Consider the following 17976-nt stretch of genomic DNA (forward strand, 5'->3'; position numbering starts at 1 on the left):
CCGGGGCCGGCCGAAGGGAGCCCCGATGCGCCGCATCATCCCCATCGCCCTGGTCCCCCTCCTCCTGGCCGGCGCCGCCGCGTGCTCGTCGGGCCCGTCGGACTCGGGCCGGACGATCACCGTCGCCTACCAGAAGTTCGGCAACTTCACGCAAATGGACGACCACATGAAGAAGGTCAAGTCGGCCTACGAGTCGGCCCATCAGGGCTACACCGTGAAGCTGGTGCCGATCGAGGCGTCGGAGAACGACTACTACACCAAGCTGTCGCTGATGAACCGCTCGCCGAGCACCGCGCCCGACGTGATGTACGAGGACACGTTCCTCGTCAACACCGACATCGCGGCCGGCTTCCTCGCCCCGATCGACGACTACCTCGCCAAGTGGGCGGACTGGGGCCAGTTCACCGAGGCCTCCAAGTCCGCCGCGAAGGCCCTCGACGGCAAGACCTACGGGGTGCCGATGGGCACCGACACGCGCGCCCTCTGGTACAACCAGGATCTCTTCAGGCAGGCCGGCCTGAGCGTGCCGTGGGAGCCGAAGAGCTGGGACGACATCCTCGCCGCGGCCCGCGCCGTCAAGGCCGGGCTGCCCGGCGTCACGCCGCTCAACGTCTACTCCGGCAAGGCGGCCGGCGAGGGCGCCACCATGCAGGGTCTCGAGATGTTGTTGTACGGCACGAAGGACACCCTGTACGACGACGGCGCGAAGAAGTGGGTCGGATCGAGCACCGGCCTGCTCGACTCGCTGACGTTCCTGAAGACCATCTTCGGCGATAAGCTGGCCCCGGACCCGCAGGACGCCCTCGACCCGAACTTCGGCACCCGGGTCGGCACCGAGCTGCTGCCCGGCGGCAAGCTCGCGATCGACCTCGACGGCTCCTGGCTCAGCGGCACGTGGCTGAGCACCGGCACCAAGCCCTGGCCGCAGTGGAGCACCGTGCTCGGCCAGGCCCCGATGCCCACCCAGCACGGCGACGCGCCCGGCAAGACCAGCATGTCCGGCGGCTGGGTGCTCTCCGTCGGCACGCACGCCAAGGACAAGCAGGCCGCGTTCGACTTCGTGAGCCTGGCGCTCAACAAGGAGAACTCCCAGGCCTACGACATCTCCGCCAGCCAGATCGCCGAGCGCGCCGACGTCGCCGCCGACCCGGCCTACGTGGCCGCCAACCCGACCCTGAAGTTCTTCACCGACCTGGTCCAGGTGACCCACTTCCGGCCCGCGTACGCCGACTACCCGCACGTCTCCGACGCGATCCAGGTCGCGATGGAGTCCGTGATGACCGGCCAGCAGCAGCCGCAGCAGGCCGTGAGCGCCTACGTCGACCAGCTCAAGTCCGCCGTCGGCCCCGACAAGGTCAAGTGATCGCGCTGCGGCGGCTCCTGCCGCTGGCCCCGGCGCTGGCGCTGCTGCTGATCTTCTTCGCCGGGCCGATGCTGTGGAGCGTCTACACGGCCTTCACCGACACGGCGCTCACGGGGTCGGCCACGGTGGAGTTCGTCGGCCTCGACAACTTCACCCGGCTGGCCCGCGACCCCTCGTTCCTGCATTCGCTGGTCCTCACGCTGGTGTTCGTGGTCGGCTCGGCGGTCATCGGGCAGAACACGCTCGGCCTGCTCATCGCCCTGCTGCTGCACGGCCGCGGCCGGGCCACCCGCGCGCTCGTCACCGGCGTGGTGCTGGCCGCCTGGACGGTGCCGGAGACGGTGGCCGGCTTCTGCTGGTACGCCTTCCTGCACCGCACGGGCAGCCTCAACGCGCTGATCGGGCACCTCGGCGTGCGGCAGAACTGGCTCTACACCACCCCGATGCTGGCGGTCGTGCTGGCCAACGTCTGGCGCGGCACCGCCTTCTCGATGCTGGTGTACTCCGCGGCGCTGTCCGACGTGCCGCCGGAGCTGGTCGAGGCCGCCGAGGTCGACGGCGCCTCGGCCTGGCAGCGGCTGCGGCATGTCACGATTCCGCTGATCCGCCGCTCGATCGTCAGTAACCTCATGCTCATCACGCTGCAGACGCTGGCCGCCTTCGGCCTCATCTACGTCATGACCGGCGGCGGGCCGGGCACGGCGAGCCAGACGACGCCGCTGTACATGTACCAGCAGGCCTTCAAGTTCTACCAACTCGGCTACGGCACGGCGATGGCCCTGGTACTGCTGGCGATCGGGGCGCTGTTCTCGGCCGTATACCTACGGCTCATCCGCCTGGAGGCCGCCTCATGAGACGCGCCGCGGACGCGGCCCTGGCCCTCGTCGCCATCGCCTTCCTGCTGCCGTTCGGGTGGCTGCTGGTCGCCTCCGTGCAGCCCGGCGCGGCCCTGTCGGCGCGCGTCACGGGGAAGTTCTCCACCGAGAACTTCCGGGCGGTGGCCACCCCGGAGACGCTGTGGCAGCCGATGTGGAACTCGCTGCTCATCTCCGGCGGCACGGCGCTGCTGACCGTGGCCGTGGCGGTGCTGGCGGCGTATCCGCTCTCGCGGTACCACACCCGCTTCGGACGATCGCTGCTGTACACGATCCTGTTCGCCACGGGACTGCCGATCACCGCCGTCATGGTGCCGGTCTACGCGATGTACAGCCGGATCGACCTCGTCGACTCGCGGGCCGGCACGGTCGCGTTCATGTCCGCGGCCGCGCTGCCGTTCGCGATCTGGATGATGAAGAACTTCATGGACGGCGTGCCGGTCAGCCTGGAGGAGGCGGCCTGGACGGACGGGGCCGGCTGGCTGCAGTCGCTGCGCCGCATCGTGCTGCCGCTCATGGTCCCCGGCCTCACCGTCGTGCTGATCTTCACGTTCGTGCTGCAGTGGGGCAACTTCTTCGTACCCTTCATCCTGCTGCTCAGCCCCGAGAAGCAGCCGGCGTCGGTGACCATCTACACCTTCTTCTCGCAGTACGGGCAGGTCGCCTACGGCCAGCTGGCCGCCTTCTCGATCCTTTACACCGCGCCGGTCGTCCTGCTCTACTCCGCACTGTCCCGGGTGCTCGGTGGCGCGTTCAGCCTCACCGGCGCGGTCAAAGGCTGAAAGGCTCGAACATGCGCATCGTCAGCGTCACCGGCACCGAGCTCTTCGTCGCCGGCGTCGACGGGTCGCCCGGCCCCCGGCAGGTGCTCCGGGTCGAGGTCGAGGACTGGCCCGGCCACCTGCGGGTCACCGGCGACGGCGTATCCGGCGCGACAGAGGTCCACAGTGGACCCCTTGTCGAGGTGCCGCTGGACGTCGCCGCCCCGCCCGGCGCGCGCGTGCCGATCGAGGTGAGCGCGGGCGGCGAGCCGGCCACGGCGGAGCTGGTCGTGGCCGAGCCCGGCTGGACGGTCTGGATGATCCCGCACTTCCACTACGACCCGGTGTGGTGGAACACCCAGGCCGCCTACACGTCCACGTGGGACCGCGACGGCCGGCTGGGCACCGAGTTTCGGGCCGGGTTCCAGCAGCCCGGCTTCGAGCTGGTCCGCGCCCACCTGGAGACGGCCCGCCGCGACCCCGACTACAAGTTCGTGCTGGCCGAGCTCGACTACCTCAAGCCCTTCTGGGACACCTTCCCCCACGAGCGTCAGTACGTGCGCACGCTGCTGGCCGAGGGGCGCCTGGAGCTGATGGGCGGCACCTACAACGAGCCGAACACGAACCTCACGTCGGCCGAGTCGACGATCCGCAACCTGGTGCACGGCATCGGTTTCCAGCGCGACATCGTCGGCGGGGACCCGCGCACCGCCTGGCAGCTCGACGTGTTCGGCCACGACCCGCAGTTCCCCGGCCTGGTCGCCGACGCCGGCCTGGACTCCTCGTCGTGGGCCCGCGGCCCGTTCCACCAGTGGGGGCCGATGCTGTGGACGCACGAGCCGCGCGAGGGCTGGGGCGACCCGTCGGTGATGCAGTTCCCGTCGGAGTTCGAGTGGATCTCTCCGTCCGGGCGGGGCGTGCTGACCCACTACATGCCGGCGCACTACTCGGCCGGCTGGCACATCGACTCCAAGCCGACCCTCGCCGCCGCCGAGCAGAGCGTGTACGAGCTGTTCCTGCTCCTCAAGCGGGTCGCCGCCACGCGCAACGTGCTCCTGCCGGTCGGCACCGACTACACCCCGCCGGCCAAGTGGGTGACCGAGATCCATCGGGACTGGAACGCGCGGTACGTCTCGCCGCGCTTCGTGTGCGGGCTGCCGCGGGAGTTCTTCGCCGCGGTCCGCGCGACCCCCGGCTTCGTCCCCTCGCCGCAGACGCGCGACATGAACCCGGTCTACACCGGCAAGGACGTGTCCTACATCGACACCAAGCAGGCCCAGCGGCACGCCGAGGCGCTGCTGGGCGACGCCGAGACGTTCGCGACCATCGCGGCGGGGCACGGGCTGCCGTTCCCGCACGCCGAGCTGGACAAGGCGTGGCGGCAGCTGGTGTACGGCGCCCACCACGACGCCATCACCGGCAGCGAGAGCGACCAGGTGTACCTCGACCTGCTCACCGGCTGGCGCGAGGCCCACGACCTCGCGGCCGCGGTGCTGGACCGGTCGCTCGGGCACCTCGCCGCGGCCGAGGGCCCCGGCCGGCGGGTCGCCGTGTTCAACCCCTCCGCCTGGCCGCGCACCGACCTGGTCCGCGTCCGCGTGCAGTTCCCGGCGCCGGGCCCGGCCGGGGTGCGCGTCGGCGACCTGCCGACCGTGCTCGAGCACCCGGCGCGCCACCCCGACGGGAGCCTGGCCGCCGTGGATCTGGTGTTCCGGGCCGAGGACGTGCCCCCGGCCGGCTACCGCGCCTGGCCGCTGCTCGACGCGCCGGCCGGCGAGACCGGCTGGTCCACCGTGGATGGCCCGGCGGTCGTGGACAACGGGGTGTACCGCATCGAGCTCGACCCGGACCGCGGCGGGTGCGTGCGCAGCCTGGTCGACCTGCGCACCGGGCGGGAGCTGCTGCGCGCCGGGCGGGTCGGCAACGAGCTGCTCGTCTACGACGAGTACCCGGCCCACCCGCGCTTCCACGAGGGGCCGTGGCACCTGCTGCCGAAGGGCGCGGCCGTGCACCGCTCCGGCGACCGGCCGGCCGCCTCGGTCGTGGTCGAGCGCAGCGCGCTGGGCAGCCGGGTCACCGTCACCGGATCGGCGGGGCCGTTGCGGTACACCCAGAGCCTGACCCTGTGGGAGCACAGTGCCCGCATCGACGCGCGCACCAGCGCCGACGACTTCACCGGCGAGGACCAGCTGGTGCGGGTGTGCTGGCCGGTGGACGTGCCCGGCGGCCTGCCGGTCAGCGAGGTCGGCAACGCGGTGGTCGGCCGCGGCTTCGGCCTGATCGACGTGGACAGCGAGCAGGCCCCGTGGACGCTGGACAACCCGGCGCAGCACTGGTTCGCGGTCTCCTCGACGGCCCGCGTCGACGTGCACGGCCCGGACGGGGCGCGGGCGCACACCCGGGCGATCGGCATCGCCGAGCTGGTCTCCGACGACGACGTCCGCGACCTCGCCGCGGCGCTCGCCAGGCGGGGCGTCACCGCCACCTCCTCGTCGCCGTCGGGGAGCCGCTACGGCCGGCTCGCGGTCGACTCCAACCTGCCGGACGTGCGGATCAGCGTCGGCCGCAACGCCTTCACCGACGCCGTCCTGGACGCCGCCGGCCCGGCCTGGCAGGACGAGCTCGACCGGCAACTGGCCGCCGGTGGCCACGCCCGGCTGCTGGTCCCGGCGGCGAGGGCGCTCGCCGACGTGTGGGTGCCCAACGCCGACCTGACCGGGCCGCGGGACCTGCCGGTGCTCATCGTGGCCGGCGAGGGCGCGGCCGAGCGCCTGCGGGCCGACGTGGACGCCGGCGCGATCCCGGTGCGCCAGGCGCTCACCGAGTCCCCCGACCCGGACCTCGACGACTACACCGTCGCCCTGGTCAACCGCGGCCTGCCGGGGTTCGCGGTCGACACCGGCGGCGCGCTGCACCTGTCGCTGCTGCGCTCCTGCACCGGCTGGCCGTCCGGGGTGTGGATCGACCCGCCCCGGCGCACCGCCCCCGACGGCTCCAACTTCCAGCAGCAGCACTGGACGCACGGCTTCGAGTACGCGCTCGTGGCCGGCCCCGGCGACTGGCGCGCCAACGGCCTGGTCCGCCACGGCCACGAGGCAAACCATCCCATGCACGCCGTCGTCGGCGCGGGCGGGGCGGCGGCGCGCAGCTACGTGACGGTGGAGTCCGACGGCGACGTGGTCCTCGCCGCGCTGAAGCCGGCCGGGAACCCCTACGCGACCGGCCGCTCCCCCGGCGCCGCCACCAACCGGGTCGCCGTGCGGCTGTACGAGGCCGCGGGCCGCCCCGCCGCCGTACGGCTGCGGCTCTGGTCCCCCACCGCACAGGCGCACGAGACCAACCTCCTGGAGGAGCCCGGCGACCCCCTGCCGGTCGACGGCGGCGCGGTGACGCTGGAGCTGTCCGGCGCGCAGATCGCGCAGGCCCTCGTCGGGGTCGGCCCGCTCCCGGCCGCCCCGGTGCCGCCCAACCCGGCCTACGCCCGCTACTGGCTGCACAACACCGGCCCCGCCCCGATCGGCAACCTGCAGGTGACCGTCCACGCCGACCCGCCCGTGACCACTGTGGACGGTCCGGCGACGCTGACCGTGACCGTCGCGTCCGAGCTGACCGCCGAGCGCGCGACCGGCTCCGTCGAGCTGCTCCCGCCGCCCGGCTGGGCCGCGCGCCCGCCGTCGCTCGGCTACGACCTGGATCCCGGCGGCCACACGACGGGCGCCGTCGAGCTCACCCCGCCGGACGGCGCCGCCGACGGCGTGTACTGGCTGCGGGCCCGGCTCGGCGACGGGGTCGAGGACGTGGCCCGGCTGCTCGTCGGCGTCCGGGGCCCGGAGACGGTGACCGCGGCGCCCGGCGGCCCGCTGCAGTTGCGGCCGGGCGACGCGGCCGGCCTCGACCTCGACCTGGCCACCGACGCGGCCGGCCCGATCGTCGTCGACGTGGCGCTGATCAGCCCGTGGCAGACCTGGGACCTGTTCCCCTCGGCCGCGCTGCGCGTCGAGCTGCCCGCGCGGGGCAAGGCCCGGGTCACCGTGCCCGTGCGGGTGCCCACGCACCACGCCCCCGGCCGCTGGTGGGCCCTGTTCAAGGTCGCCCACGCCGGCGAGCTGCACTACACCGAGGCGGTCACGGTCGAGGTGCTCAGATGAGCGCCGTGGCCGCCTGGGTCGCCGGCCGGCCCATCCCGGTCGCCGGCGTCGACGCGCGGATCGCGGCGCTGCGGGCCGGGCCGTACGCCGCCCGGCTGCCGGACCCGCACACCGCCGAGGCGCGCACCATGCGCCGCTGGATGGTGCAGGTCCTGGCCACCGAGGCGGTCGTCGAGCACGAGGCCGGGCGGCTCGGCCTGACCGCGGACGGTTCGCCGCCGGCCGCGGTCACCCTGGCCGACGCGCTGCGCACCGGCGGCGTGGCGGCCGCCGTGACCGCCGCCCACCCCCTCGCCGGCCCGCTGCGAGACCGGGTGGCCCCGCCCGGGCCCGTCACGGGGGAGCGCGACTACTACGACCGCAACCGGGACCGCTATCCGGGCTCCTTCGAGGAGGCCCACGCGCCCATCGCGGCGCTGCTCGGCGCGCACGAGCGGGACCAGCGCTTCGCCCGGTGGCTGGAGGAGCGCTGCGCGGCCCTGGTCCGTCTCGAGCCCGGCTTCGAGCACCCTGGCGACCCGAGCCACCCGGACGCCACCCACCGGCACTGAGCGCTCAGTCCCACCAGAAGTACCACTGATCGGCGGGCACCTGCTCGCGGGCCACCCCCGCGGGAAAGCCCACGTCCAGGCCCAGGTCGTCGCAGTAGGCATACTGCTCCATCGCCACCGCCGCGATCTCGTCCGGCTCGGTGGGCGGCGCGCCGACGACGATGTCGAGCCAGCGCGGGTGCAGCCCGCGCACGCACGCGTCGAACCGGCGGTGCCACGACCGCAGGAAGGCCGCGTGGTACGCCGGGTCCAGCCGCGGATGCACGGGCGTACCCCAGTTCAGCGCGTGCGGCTTACCCAGCAGCATCGGCAGGTCCCACCCACCCTGCGGCGTGGCGGTCAGGCAGAGCCAGCGGACGCCGGTCCACCGTTGCCGCAGCCGCTCGGCCGCTCCGCCCGGCGGCGGCACGGGGACACCGGCGGTCATGTCCGGCTCCTCGACCCGCGCGGCCGCCACGATCTCGGCGATCAGCGCCTCGGGGTCGGCCACCGGCGCCAGCCGGTCGGGCCACCGCGCCGGATCGCCCTCGGCCAGGTCGGCCGGGCTCTCGGAGCTGAGGAACGGCCTGTCCGCCGCGGCCACCACCCCGGTCCTGCTCACCGGCGACTTCAACGCCCCGTCCCACCTGGACTGGACGGCCGCGAACTCCCGCTGCGGCTACGGCGCCGTCCAGTGGCCCAGCTCGACGGCCCCGGCCAACGCCGGCCTGACCGACTCCTACCGCCAGGCCCACCCCGACCCGGCCACGAGCCCGGGCAACACGTGGTCCCCGGTCGACAAGACCTTCGCCGGCGGCTACGGCTACGACGCGCACACCGGCGAGCCCGAACCCCAGGACCGCATCGACTTCGTCCACTACAAGGGGCCGCTGACCGTCCTGTCCTCCGACGCCGTGTCGACCGACCTCGGCACCTGGCCCTCCGACCATGCCGCCGTGCTGACCGTCTTCCAGGTCAACTGACCCCGCCGTCGCGAGATCTGAACGGCCCGGGCCGTTCAGATCTCGGGGGCGTATCGCCAGCGGTTGCGGCGGGCGGCCCGGACGATCGCGACGACCGTGCCGACGCCGCCGCCCCCGAGCAGCACCGCCCCCATCGTGGTGGTGAGGGACCGGCCGCCCGGTGACCCCGGCGCTGTCGGGGCCTTGAGGCGCATCGCGTCGACGGCCAGCCCGCGCAGGTCGGCGGCGGACGGCGGCGACACCCCGGCCGCACCGGCGGCGGCCGCCGGGCCGGACGGCTGCATCGGCGGCGCCGCATAGCCGGTCTGCAACGGATGGCTCGACTGCGTCGTCGTGTTCACCGGCCGAGCCGGCTGGGTCGTCGCGCGTACCGGCTGAGGCGGCTGGGTCGTCGTGTTCACCGGCCGGGGCGGCTGGGTCGTCGTGTTCACCGGCCGGGGCGGCTGGGTCGTCGTGCGCACCGGCTGAGCCACGGCCGGGCTCTTCGAGGATGCCGAACCGGCCGGCGAGGCCGAGGCAGACCGGGTGACGGACGGAGAGGCCGAGGCCGACCGGGTGACGGACGGAGACGCGGAGGCGGGCGGCCTCCCACCGGCCGAGGGCGACGAGGTCGGCGGTGCGGCGAACCGGGCGCCGGTCACGACGCCGTTCGCGTCGGTGGTCACCTTGACCGGGTTGCCGATCCGCAGCAGCGCGGGGCAGCCGAGCGCGTCGTAGGCGCCGCTGAACCGCTGCGCCAGGAACGTGAACAGGCTGTTCGCCGCCTGCGGATCGGGCGAGGCGGCGCGGACGGTCAGGCTGCGGTCGAGCTGGATGCGGTCCGCGCCGACCCGCAGCAGGCTGGCGCAGTACGCGGCCGGGGTCTCGGCCGCCTGGTCGATCGGCGGCTGGCCGACCCCGGCGCGATACAGGTTGGTCTTGGCGACGCTGGGCCGGTCGCCGACCTTCGTCATCGGGTCCGACGTCGGGACCAGCGCGACGGGCGCCTGCTGGTGCGCGGCCGCCTGCAGCTCGTTGAGGGCGAGCGCGGTGGCCGGGGCGCCGGCGTCGGCGAGGTCCGGCGCGCGGAAGGGCGTGCAGCCCAGCGCCGGGAAGACGTGGGCGTCGAGCAGCCCGTTGTCGCTGCCGTTCACCTCGATCCGCGCCTGGCGGCCGGCGAGCGCGGCCCGGTTCGCGGCGGTGTTCTGCGCGGTCCGGCCGTCGGCGAGCACCAGGTACGTCGTGGTGACGTTGTCGCTCTGGTCCATGTCGACCAGCCCGAAGTCGCGCGTGGTCGGGCACGGCCGCCCGTCCGCCGCCGTGTCGAGGGCCGGCACGGTGAGCCGGCCGGCGGCGATCGCGGCGTCGGCGGCGGCGAAGACGGCGGGGGCGTTGCAGTACGCGAACTGGCCGAAGATCGACTGCTGGGCGCCGTTGACGCAGTGCCCGTCGGCGAGGCTCCCGCCGTCGCCGGCCAGCCGCAGGTTGTCGCCGTTGAAGCCGAACCACAGGCCCACGACCCCGCCGGCGGGAAGCTCGGGCACCGTGGGCGCCACCGCGGCGCGCGTGCCGTCGTCGACGACCAGCGGGTCGTACACCGAGACGGCCCCGGTGGCCGGGTCCACGATCGTGGCCTGCACGAAGGCGGCCGAGCCGGCGTCGGCCTCGTGGCACGGCGCCTCGAGCCGGTACGGGGTGGCGAGGCCCTTCGCGCTCAACGGGTCGGCGGGCACGATCACCCGGCAGGTGACCTCGGGGGCGTCCTGCCCGGCGATGGCGGCCTGGGCGGTGAGCGCGGTCCCGCCGAGCGCCGCGGCGAAGGCGGGGAGGCCGAGGGCCAGCAGCGAACGCCAGGCCCGCCGGCGGCCGGAGGGCTCGTCCCGGGGACTGCGGTGACCCGGCGTCCGTGCCGGGCGGTTGTCGAACACGCCGTGCTCCTTGTCGTTGCGTCGCACGAGCACTGGTGGCGGCCGGGGCCGGCCGCGACGATCGCGGCTCGCACGGCGACCTGGCGGCTACGGCCCGACCGTACCGCCGTGAGCCGGCCACCAACCTGCGGCGAAGCAAGGCCTAACGGTGATTTAACCGGGTCCTCAAGGAACTCACGGGCTCGCCGGCCGGCGCCCCGGGGGCGGCATTCCCCGCGGCGACAGGGCGCCTACCAGCGCCGCGACCATCCGCGAAGCGGTCGCCGAAGCGCGGCGCCGAGAGTGGCTTGACATCGACGGCTGTAGTGGCGAATGCTTCCGAGAGAGCGCTCTCTCACAGTGATCACCACCCGCCGCCGATCGATCACACTCTCAGAGCCGAGGTACGACCACCATGACGGTAGAACCTCTACCGGCGCTGCGACGCGCCCGGAAACTCCGTAGACCCCTCCTCCTCGCGGCCGCCGCGGTCCTGCTCGTGGCGTGGACCGCGCTGGTCGTGCTGCCCGCCAGCGCCGCGACCACGCTGCTGTCGCAGGGGCGGCCCGCCACCGCCTCCTCGACCGAGAACGTCGCCTTCCCCGCCTCCGCCGCCGTCGACGGCGACGCCGGCACCCGATGGTCCAGCGCCTTCAGCGACCCGCAGTGGCTGCAGGTAGACCTCGGGGTCAGCGCCACGATCAGCCAGGTCGTCCTGCAGTGGGAGACCGCGGCCGGCAAGGCGTTCCAGATCCAGACGTCGGCCGACGGCGCGTCCTGGACCAGCATCTACTCCACCACCACCGGGGCGGGCGGCACGCAGACGCTCAACGTGACCGGCACCGGGCGGTACGTGCGGATGTACGGCACGGCCCGCACCACGGCCTACGGCTACTCGCTGTGGGAGTTCCAGGTGTACGGCACGACGGCCGGCCCCACGACCAGCCCGACGACCCCGAACACCTCGCCCACCCCGACCGGCAGCTGCAGCACCACGAACGCGGCCCTCTACGGCACGGCGACCGCCTCGTCGTCCGAGAACGACGGCAGCGGCCCCGGCGCGGCGATCGACGACAACACCGCAAGCCGCTGGTCGAGCCTGTTCACCGACCCCCAGTGGCTCCAGGTCGACCTGGGCGCCAGCCTGCCGGTGTGCCAGGTGAAGCTGCAGTGGGAGGCGGCCTACGCGACCGCGTTCCAGATCCAGCTCTCCACCAACGCCAGCAGCTGGACCACCGTGTACTCCACGACGACCGGCACCGGCGGCACGCAGACCATCCCGGTCAGCGGCTCGGCGCGGTACGTGCGGATGTACGGCACGGCCCGGGCCACCGGCTACGGCTACTCGCTGTGGGAGTTCGGGGTCTACACGGTCGGCGGCGTGGTCGCCACGCCGACGCCCACCCCGACTTCTCCGGCGCCCGGCAACTGCCCGTGGGTGAACTCCTCGGCGTCGACCGCGTCCAAGGTCGCCCAGCTGCTGGGGCAGATGACCCTGCAGCAGAAGACCATGCTGCTGCACGGGACCAACCCCACGAAGACGTACATCGGCGAGGTCATCGGCATCCCGTCGCTGTGCATCCCGACGATCAACTTCCAGGACGGGCCCAGCGGCGTCGGCGACGGGCTCGGCGGGGTCACCCAGATGCCCGACGGCGTGACCACGGCGGCCACGTTCGACACCGCCTACGCGAAGCTCTACGGGCAGACCATCGGCACCGAGTTCGCCGGCAAGGGCGTGAACGTGGCCCTCGGCCCGACGATCAACATGGTCCGCGACCCGCGCTGGGGCCGCTCGTTCGAGACCTACGGCGAGGACCCCTACCTGTCCGGGCAGATGGCCGCCGCCGACGTGCAGGGCATCCAGAGCCAGGGCGTGATGGCCCAGGTCAAGCACGCCGCCGCGTACAACATCGAGCAGCCCGCCGGCACGATCATCGTGGACCAGCGCACCCTGCAGGAGATCTACCTGCCGGCCTTCCAGACGGCGATCACGCAGGGCAACGCGGCGTCGGTGATGTGCGGGTACAGCAACGTCAACAACGTCCCGGCGTGCCAGAACCCGCAGCTGCTCAACGTGCCGCTCTACCAGCAGGCCGGGTTCACCGGGTTCGTCGGCTCGGACTGGGGCGGCGCCCACTCGACGGTCGAGTCGGCCAACGCCGGCATGACGATGGAGATGCCCGGCGGGTACTTCTACGCCGACTTCCTCGTCCAGGCGGTCCAGAACGGCCAGGTCAGCCAGGCCACCGTGGACACGATGGTGACCCGGGTGCTCACCAAGATGTTCGACTTCGGCATGTTCAACAAGGCACCCAGCGGCTCGGCCACGGCGAACGTCACCACCTACGCGCACCAGCAGGTGGCGGTCCAGGGCGCCACGGAGGGCACGGTCCTGCTGAAGAACAACGGCGTGCTGCCGCTGAGCGCCACCAGCGGCACGTCGATCGCGGTGATCGGAGTCGACGCCGGCGCCGGCACCCAGACCATCGGCGGCGGCAGCGGCACGGTCACCAGCTCGGGCACGATCTGGCCGATCACCGGCATCCAGAACCGGGTGGCCGGCACCGGCGCGACCGTGACCTACAACGAGGGCACCGACCAGGCCGCGGCGGCCACCCTGGCCCGCAACTCAACCGTCGCGGTCGTCTTCGCCAGCGACAACTACGGCCACGAGGAGGGCGACAACACCAGCCTCAACCTGCCGAACAACCAGGACGCGCTGATCTCGGCGGTGGCCGCGGCCAACCCGCGCACGGTCGTCGTGCTGAACAACAACGCGGCCATCCTCATGCCGTGGCTGAACCAGGTGGCCGGCGTGTTCGAGGGCTTCTACGACGGCCAGGGCTGGGGCAAGGCGATCGCCGCGCTGCTCTTCGGCGACGCCAACCCGTCCGGGCACCTGCCGATCAGCTTCCCGACGGCGCTGTCCAACATGCCGACCAGCACGGCCGCGCAGTGGCCCGGGGTCAACGGGCAGGTGCAGTACTCGGAGGGCATGAACATCGGCTACCGCTGGTACGACGCCCGCAATGTCGCGCCGCTGTTCCCGTTCGGCTTCGGCCTGTCGTACACCACCTTCGGGTTCAGCAACCTGCACGTGAACGCCATCTCCGGCAACTCGGCCACGGTCACCGCGACCGTGACGAACACCGGCAGCCGGGCGGGCACCGAGGTGGCCCAGCTCTACGTCGGGCACCCGGCCGCCAACGGCGAGCCGCCGCACCAGCTGCAGGGCTTCCAGCGGGTGACGCTCAACCCGGGCGCCTCGGCGACGGTCACGTTCACGCTGCCGATGCGCGCGTTCGCACACTGGGACACCGCGTCCAACACCTGGATCGCGTCGGCCGGGTCGTACCAGATCCTCGTCGGCGACTCCTCGCGCAACCTTCCCCTCACGGGCACGGAGACCGTCCCCACGACGGTGACCGTCCCGCTGCACTAACCGACCGAGAGACGCAACAGCTGGTAGCGGTGGTCGGACTGGCCACCGCTACCGCCGAAGCGGTACTCGTGCACCCGGACGTCCGCGCTGGTGAACGCCCAGTCGAGGCGCCACCAGCGCGGAAGCCCGGCCCGGTCGCGGTACGTCGCCGGGTACACCGTCGGCAGCAGCCCGCTCGGGTCCCGCAGCCGGGACGGCACCTTGCGGATGTCCTCCATCCCGGGGGTGGTGTTGAAGTCGCCGGCCACGAGGATCGGGCCGCGATTGCCGTCCACGTCGGCGGCGAGCGCCCGCCACTGCGGCCCCCGCTGCGCGTCCTGGTCGCGGATCGTGCGCCAGAACGCGCCGCCGAACGGGCTCAGGCCGGGCGAGATCTGGACCGGCAGGTGCAGGTTGTACACCGACAGCGTCCGCCCGCCGCCGAGGTCGAGATCGGTGCGCAGGATCTTCTCCCGCTCGAACTCCCCCAGCCAGCCGTTCTCCGTGGACCGGATCAGCGGGAACGCCTGCCTGATCGGGAACCTGGACACGGTGACGAGCTCGCCGGCCACGGCGATCGCATAGCCGGGGAACGCGGCCCGCAACCGGTCGAGGTCGTGCACCGGGGTCGGCACATCCCCGTCGTTGAGGTACTCCTGGAGCAGGTAGACATCGGCCCTCTGGCCTTGCAGGAACGGGTAGAACGGCCCTCCGTCGCTGTCCCAGTACTCCGTGTTCCAGCTGAAGACCGTCACGGCGCCGGGCGGGGACGCGTGTTGCGAGGTCCACAGTGCAGGGACGTTCCAGCCCGACAGCGGCGCGCCGAAGAGCAGCGCCGCCGAGGCGAGGATTGCCACCGGGCGGCGACCACCGCGGGACGGCACCGCGCCGGCGGCCAGCAGCAGCGGCACCACGGTGAACAACGGCGGGGGGACCACGTCGACCAGGTGCCACACCCACCACTGTCCACTGAGGACAAGGTGAGCCGTTACGAAGGTCAGCCAGACTGCGGCCGTGGCCACCAGCAACCTCCGGATCACGCCGGCACCGGGAACGTGCGGTCGTAGAGGCGGCGGAAGGGGCGGGACGACAGCCACTGCAGCGCGCCGGCGGCCACGCCCGCGGTGATGGCGACGTTGACCAGGTAGTGCAGGGCGGCGAAGGCGAGCAGGAATGCCGGACCGTTGCGGCGCAGGACGAACGCGTACATGCCGGCGTCGCAGGCCAGCGAGGCGACCAGCAGTGCCGCCGGGACCACCAGCAGCCAGGGCGAGGCCAGGCCGAGCAGCAGGGCGGGCAGGGCGGCCGCGGCGGCGAGGCTCCCCCAGGCGCGCGACTGCGTCTCGAAGCCCGAGGCGAACCGGCGGGCCCGCAGGTACAGCGGCACCCGCAGCCGGCCGCGATGGAACAGCTTGCGCAGCAGGCCGCGCAGGTCGTGGTCGTGGTCGTGCCGGCCGCGCACCTCGCGGGTCAGCACCATCCGCCAGCGGCGGGTGAGCCGGTAGCCGTAGTCGACCTCCTCGGTCTGGCGAAGGGCCGGGTTGAACGGGCCGACGTCCTCGAACACGTCCCGGCGCAGCGCGCACAGGGCCGGGAAGAGGAAGGTGATGTCGCCCTCCGCGGTGACGGACCAGTAGTGGTACTGCAGCCCGCGGTACCGGGCCACGAGCGAGTCGTGCAGCAGCGGCTCGGGGTCCTCGATGCCGCAGACGCAGCCGATCGCCGGGTCGTCGCGTAGCAGCCGCACGGCCGTCGCGACGGCGTCGGGGGCGAGGCTCACGTCGGAGTCCACGAAGTACAGGATCTCACCCGTGGTCGCCGCCACGCCGACGTTGCGCGCATTGCCGCAGCCGCCGTTGGTCCCGGTGCTGATCACCCGCACGCCGAGGGCCTGGGCGACGGCGACGGAGCCGTCGGTGGAGCAGTCGTCGACCACGAGCACCTCGAGGTTGGGGTACGTCTGGTCCAGCACCGAGCGCAGGCAGAGGTCCAGCGACTCGGCGTAGTTGTAGTTCGGCACGATGACCGAGACGAGCGGCTGGTTCATCGGACCGGCTCCGCGGCGTCGTAGAGGGTGCGGAAGCGGCCGGACCCGAGCCAGGCCAGCGCGCCCGCCATGGCGGCGACGGCGATGACGAGGTTCAGCACGAAGTGCATGCCGACGAAGTACGCCAGGAACAGCGGCGAGCGCAGCCGCGCGACGAACCGGTGCATCGGCAGGTCCCCGGCCACGAACAGCGCCAGGAACGCCAGCGGCACCGCGACGAGCACCGGCCCGAGCAGCAGCGGCAGGGCCACCGACAGCAGGGCGAGCAGCGCGGCCACGCTGACCCACGCCCGGGGCCCGCTGCTGAGCCCGCCCGGGAACGTGGGCTTGCGGATGAACATCGGGATGTGCAGCGCGGTGCGCACGAAGACCTTGCGCACCAGCACGCCGAGCTCGTGGTCGTGGTCGTGCACGCCCCGGACCCGCGGCGAGAGCCACACCTCGTAGCGCTGGGCCAGCCGGCGGCCGTAGTCGGCGTTCTCGGTCTCGCGCAGCTTCGGGTTGAACGGGCCGATCTCCTCGAAGACCCTCTTCGGCAGGGCGAGCAGCGCGGTGTAGAGGGTGGTGATGCGCCCCTCGTCGGCGATGAGCCAGTAGGACTGCTGGAAGCAGCGGTACTCCTCCAGCAGGCTGTCGCGGATCAGCGGCACCGGGTCGTAGTTGCCGCACACCGCCCCGATGTCCGGGCCGGACTCCAGGATGGACACCGCGTTGGCGATCGCGTCGGGCTTGGCCGCCACGTCGGAGTCGACGAAGAACAGGATCTCGCCGTTCGCGTGCTCGGCGCCGAGGTTGCGGGCCGCGGCCGGGCCGCCGTTGACCGGCGTCCGCAGCACGCGCACCCCGAAGCCCGCGGCGACCGAGGCGGAGTCGTCGGTGCTGCAGTCGTCCACGACGATGATTTCGACGTTGCGGTACGTCTGGTCGCGCAGCGCCTGCAGACACAGCGGCAGCGCGCGGGCGTAGTTGTAGTTCGGCACGATGACCGAGACGAGTGGGGTGCTCATGGTCCCATCCAGTGCACGAGATGCGGGTAGTGGTTCAGGGCGATCGCGGCCGCCAGGACCACGCCGACGAGCGCGGCGCTGGCCACGATCGGCCCGTCGTGCAGGACCGCGCGGACCGGGTCGCCGCCCGCGCGGTGGACGTGGATCGCCTGCAGGTAGCGGAACGCGGCGAAGAGCCCGGCCGGCGCGGCGACGAGCAGCACCGCCTGCCGGTAGTGCCCGACGGGCGCGTCGGTGGCGAGGTACAGCAGGAACGCCCCGGCGCTGAGCGCCAGGCTCAGCCCGAGGAGCTGGTCGGTGAGCTGCAGCGTGTAGCCGGCCAGGGCCGGCCGGTGCGCGGGCCCGCCCGCGCCGAGCTCGTGGCGCCGCTTGCCCAGCACCAGCACGAGACAGCCGGTGAACACGGCGCCGAGCAGTGGCAGCGACACCGCGGCGCCGACCGCGTCGTAGCCGTACCAGACCCGCAGCACGAAGCCGAGGGCCACCACGCAGACGTCAAGCGGCGCCGCGTGCTTGAGCCAGCGGCTGTAGGCCACGTTGAGCAGCAGGTAACCGGCGACCGGCCACGGCGGCACGGCCGGCCCGAACAGCAGCAGCGCGGCCAGCAGGGCGGCGACCGCGGCGGCGAACGAGACGGCCAGCGGCACCGACACCCGCCCGGCGGCGATGGGCCGGTGCCGCTTGACCGGGTGCAGCCGGTCGGCCCGGCGATCGCTGATGTCGTTGCCGACGTAGACCAGCACGGCGGCGCAGGTGAACACGGCCACGGCCCAGCCGGCCCGGGCGAGGACCGGCCAGCCCCAGCCGCCCGCGTCGGCGAGGGCGAGGGGGACGGCGAGGAGGTTCTTGGCCCACTGGCGCGGGCGGGCCAGCCGCAGCAGCTGCCAGCCGGCCGGGCGCACGGCGACGGGCACGGGCGCCGGGAGCTCGACCACACCTTCAGCGGACATCG

Annotated in this window: 13 protein-coding genes; 7 read left to right on the forward strand and 6 right to left on the reverse strand. The window is 73.1% G+C overall.

The window, feature by feature from the left end; all coding sequences use genetic code 11:
- The first annotated feature begins 25 nt into the window (after nt 1-25).
- From ABD352_RS19050 to ABD352_RS19070, 5 genes are read left to right on the forward strand one after another with little or no spacing between them, the layout of a single operon-like run.
- Nucleotides 26-1363 (forward strand): extracellular solute-binding protein, encoded by a 1338-nt coding sequence (locus tag ABD352_RS19050; RefSeq protein WP_344613747.1) that lies wholly within the window; start codon nt 26-28, stop codon nt 1361-1363.
- Entirely contained in the window at nt 1360-2217 is an 858-nt protein-coding gene (locus ABD352_RS19055; RefSeq protein WP_344613748.1) for a carbohydrate ABC transporter permease, read from the forward strand. The genes ABD352_RS19050 and ABD352_RS19055 overlap by 4 nt, the downstream gene beginning before the upstream one ends.
- Complete coding sequence (locus tag ABD352_RS19060; protein ID WP_344613749.1) at nt 2214-3020, forward strand: carbohydrate ABC transporter permease; 807 nt, start codon at nt 2214-2216, stop codon at nt 3018-3020. The genes ABD352_RS19055 and ABD352_RS19060 overlap by 4 nt, the downstream gene beginning before the upstream one ends.
- An 11-nt stretch (nt 3021-3031) precedes the next feature.
- Nucleotides 3032-7147: a glycoside hydrolase family 38 N-terminal domain-containing protein gene (locus ABD352_RS19065; protein ID WP_344613750.1), complete on the forward strand. Its 4116-nt coding sequence runs from the start codon at nt 3032-3034 to the stop codon at nt 7145-7147.
- On the forward strand, nt 7144-7698 hold the full coding sequence (locus ABD352_RS19070) for a DUF7158 domain-containing protein (RefSeq protein WP_344613751.1): 555 nt from the start codon (nt 7144-7146) through the stop codon (nt 7696-7698). The genes ABD352_RS19065 and ABD352_RS19070 overlap by 4 nt, the downstream gene beginning before the upstream one ends.
- A 4-nt stretch (nt 7699-7702) precedes the next feature.
- On the opposite strand, the gene ABD352_RS19075 is transcribed toward ABD352_RS19070, so the two are convergent.
- Complete coding sequence (locus ABD352_RS19075) at nt 7703-8125, reverse strand: DUF4253 domain-containing protein (protein WP_344613752.1); 423 nt, start codon at nt 8123-8125, stop codon at nt 7703-7705.
- Here ABD352_RS19075 and ABD352_RS19080 point away from each other — a divergent pair.
- Nucleotides 8124-8660: an endonuclease/exonuclease/phosphatase family protein gene (locus ABD352_RS19080; RefSeq protein ID WP_344613753.1), complete on the forward strand. Its 537-nt coding sequence runs from the start codon at nt 8124-8126 to the stop codon at nt 8658-8660. The genes ABD352_RS19075 and ABD352_RS19080 overlap by 2 nt on opposite strands.
- Nucleotides 8661-8695: 35 nt before the next feature.
- Here ABD352_RS19080 and ABD352_RS19085 read toward each other — a convergent pair whose 3' ends face one another.
- Nucleotides 8696-10567, reverse strand: a complete 1872-nt coding sequence (locus tag ABD352_RS19085; protein WP_344613754.1) for a hypothetical protein — start codon at nt 10565-10567, stop codon at nt 8696-8698.
- 394 nt (nt 10568-10961) lie between these two features.
- On the opposite strand from ABD352_RS19085, the gene ABD352_RS19090 reads away from it, so the two are divergent.
- Nucleotides 10962-13991 (forward strand): discoidin domain-containing protein, encoded by a 3030-nt coding sequence (locus ABD352_RS19090; RefSeq protein ID WP_344613755.1) that lies wholly within the window; start codon nt 10962-10964, stop codon nt 13989-13991.
- Here ABD352_RS19090 and ABD352_RS19095 read toward each other — a convergent pair.
- Genes ABD352_RS19095 through ABD352_RS19110 form a run of 4 tightly spaced genes read right to left on the reverse strand, consistent with a single transcriptional unit; the run spans nt 13988 to nt 17974 of the window.
- Nucleotides 13988-15010: an endonuclease/exonuclease/phosphatase family protein gene (locus ABD352_RS19095; RefSeq protein ID WP_344613756.1), complete on the reverse strand. Its 1023-nt coding sequence runs from the start codon at nt 15008-15010 to the stop codon at nt 13988-13990. The genes ABD352_RS19090 and ABD352_RS19095 overlap by 4 nt on opposite strands.
- Nucleotides 15007-16017, reverse strand: coding sequence for a glycosyltransferase family 2 protein (locus ABD352_RS19100; RefSeq protein ID WP_344613757.1), 1011 nt, complete (start codon nt 16015-16017; stop codon nt 15007-15009). Before ABD352_RS19100 ends, ABD352_RS19095 begins: the two co-directional genes overlap by 4 nt.
- A complete protein-coding gene (locus ABD352_RS19105; protein WP_344613758.1) occupies nt 16014-17024 on the reverse strand; it encodes a glycosyltransferase family 2 protein in 1011 nt (336 codons plus the stop codon). The genes ABD352_RS19100 and ABD352_RS19105 overlap by 4 nt, the downstream gene beginning before the upstream one ends.
- On the reverse strand, nt 17021-17974 hold the full coding sequence (locus tag ABD352_RS19110; protein WP_344613759.1) for a UbiA prenyltransferase family protein: 954 nt from the start codon (nt 17972-17974) through the stop codon (nt 17021-17023). The genes ABD352_RS19105 and ABD352_RS19110 overlap by 4 nt, the downstream gene beginning before the upstream one ends.
- Nucleotides 17975-17976 lie beyond the last annotated feature (2 nt).

It is taken from the genome of Dactylosporangium salmoneum (genome assembly GCF_039532525.1).
GTDB classification, from domain to species: Bacteria; Actinomycetota; Actinomycetes; order Mycobacteriales; family Micromonosporaceae; genus Dactylosporangium; species Dactylosporangium salmoneum.

What these genes read in the sequence shown, in the direction of transcription:
- ABD352_RS19070 (WP_344613751.1), top strand. Translation starts at nt 7,144, where the DNA reads ATGAGCGCCGTGGCCGCCTGGGTCGCCGGCCGGCCCATCCCGGTCGCC.
- ABD352_RS19060 (WP_344613749.1), top strand. Translation starts at nt 2,214, where the DNA reads ATGAGACGCGCCGCGGACGCGGCCCTGGCCCTCGTCGCCATCGCCTTC.
- ABD352_RS19075 (WP_344613752.1), bottom strand. Translation starts at nt 8,125, where the DNA reads ATGACCGCCGGTGTCCCCGTGCCGCCGCCGGGCGGAGCGGCCGAGCGG.
- ABD352_RS19050 (WP_344613747.1), top strand. Translation starts at nt 26, where the DNA reads ATGCGCCGCATCATCCCCATCGCCCTGGTCCCCCTCCTCCTGGCCGGC.
- ABD352_RS19105 (WP_344613758.1), bottom strand. Translation starts at nt 17,024, where the DNA reads ATGAGCACCCCACTCGTCTCGGTCATCGTGCCGAACTACAACTACGCC.
- ABD352_RS19065 (WP_344613750.1), top strand. Translation starts at nt 3,032, where the DNA reads ATGCGCATCGTCAGCGTCACCGGCACCGAGCTCTTCGTCGCCGGCGTC.
- ABD352_RS19090 (WP_344613755.1), top strand. Translation starts at nt 10,962, where the DNA reads ATGACGGTAGAACCTCTACCGGCGCTGCGACGCGCCCGGAAACTCCGT.
- ABD352_RS19100 (WP_344613757.1), bottom strand. Translation starts at nt 16,017, where the DNA reads ATGAACCAGCCGCTCGTCTCGGTCATCGTGCCGAACTACAACTACGCC.
- ABD352_RS19080 (WP_344613753.1), top strand. Translation starts at nt 8,124, where the DNA reads ATGTCCGGCTCCTCGACCCGCGCGGCCGCCACGATCTCGGCGATCAGC.
- ABD352_RS19110 (WP_344613759.1), bottom strand. Translation starts at nt 17,974, where the DNA reads ATGTCCGCTGAAGGTGTGGTCGAGCTCCCGGCGCCCGTGCCCGTCGCC.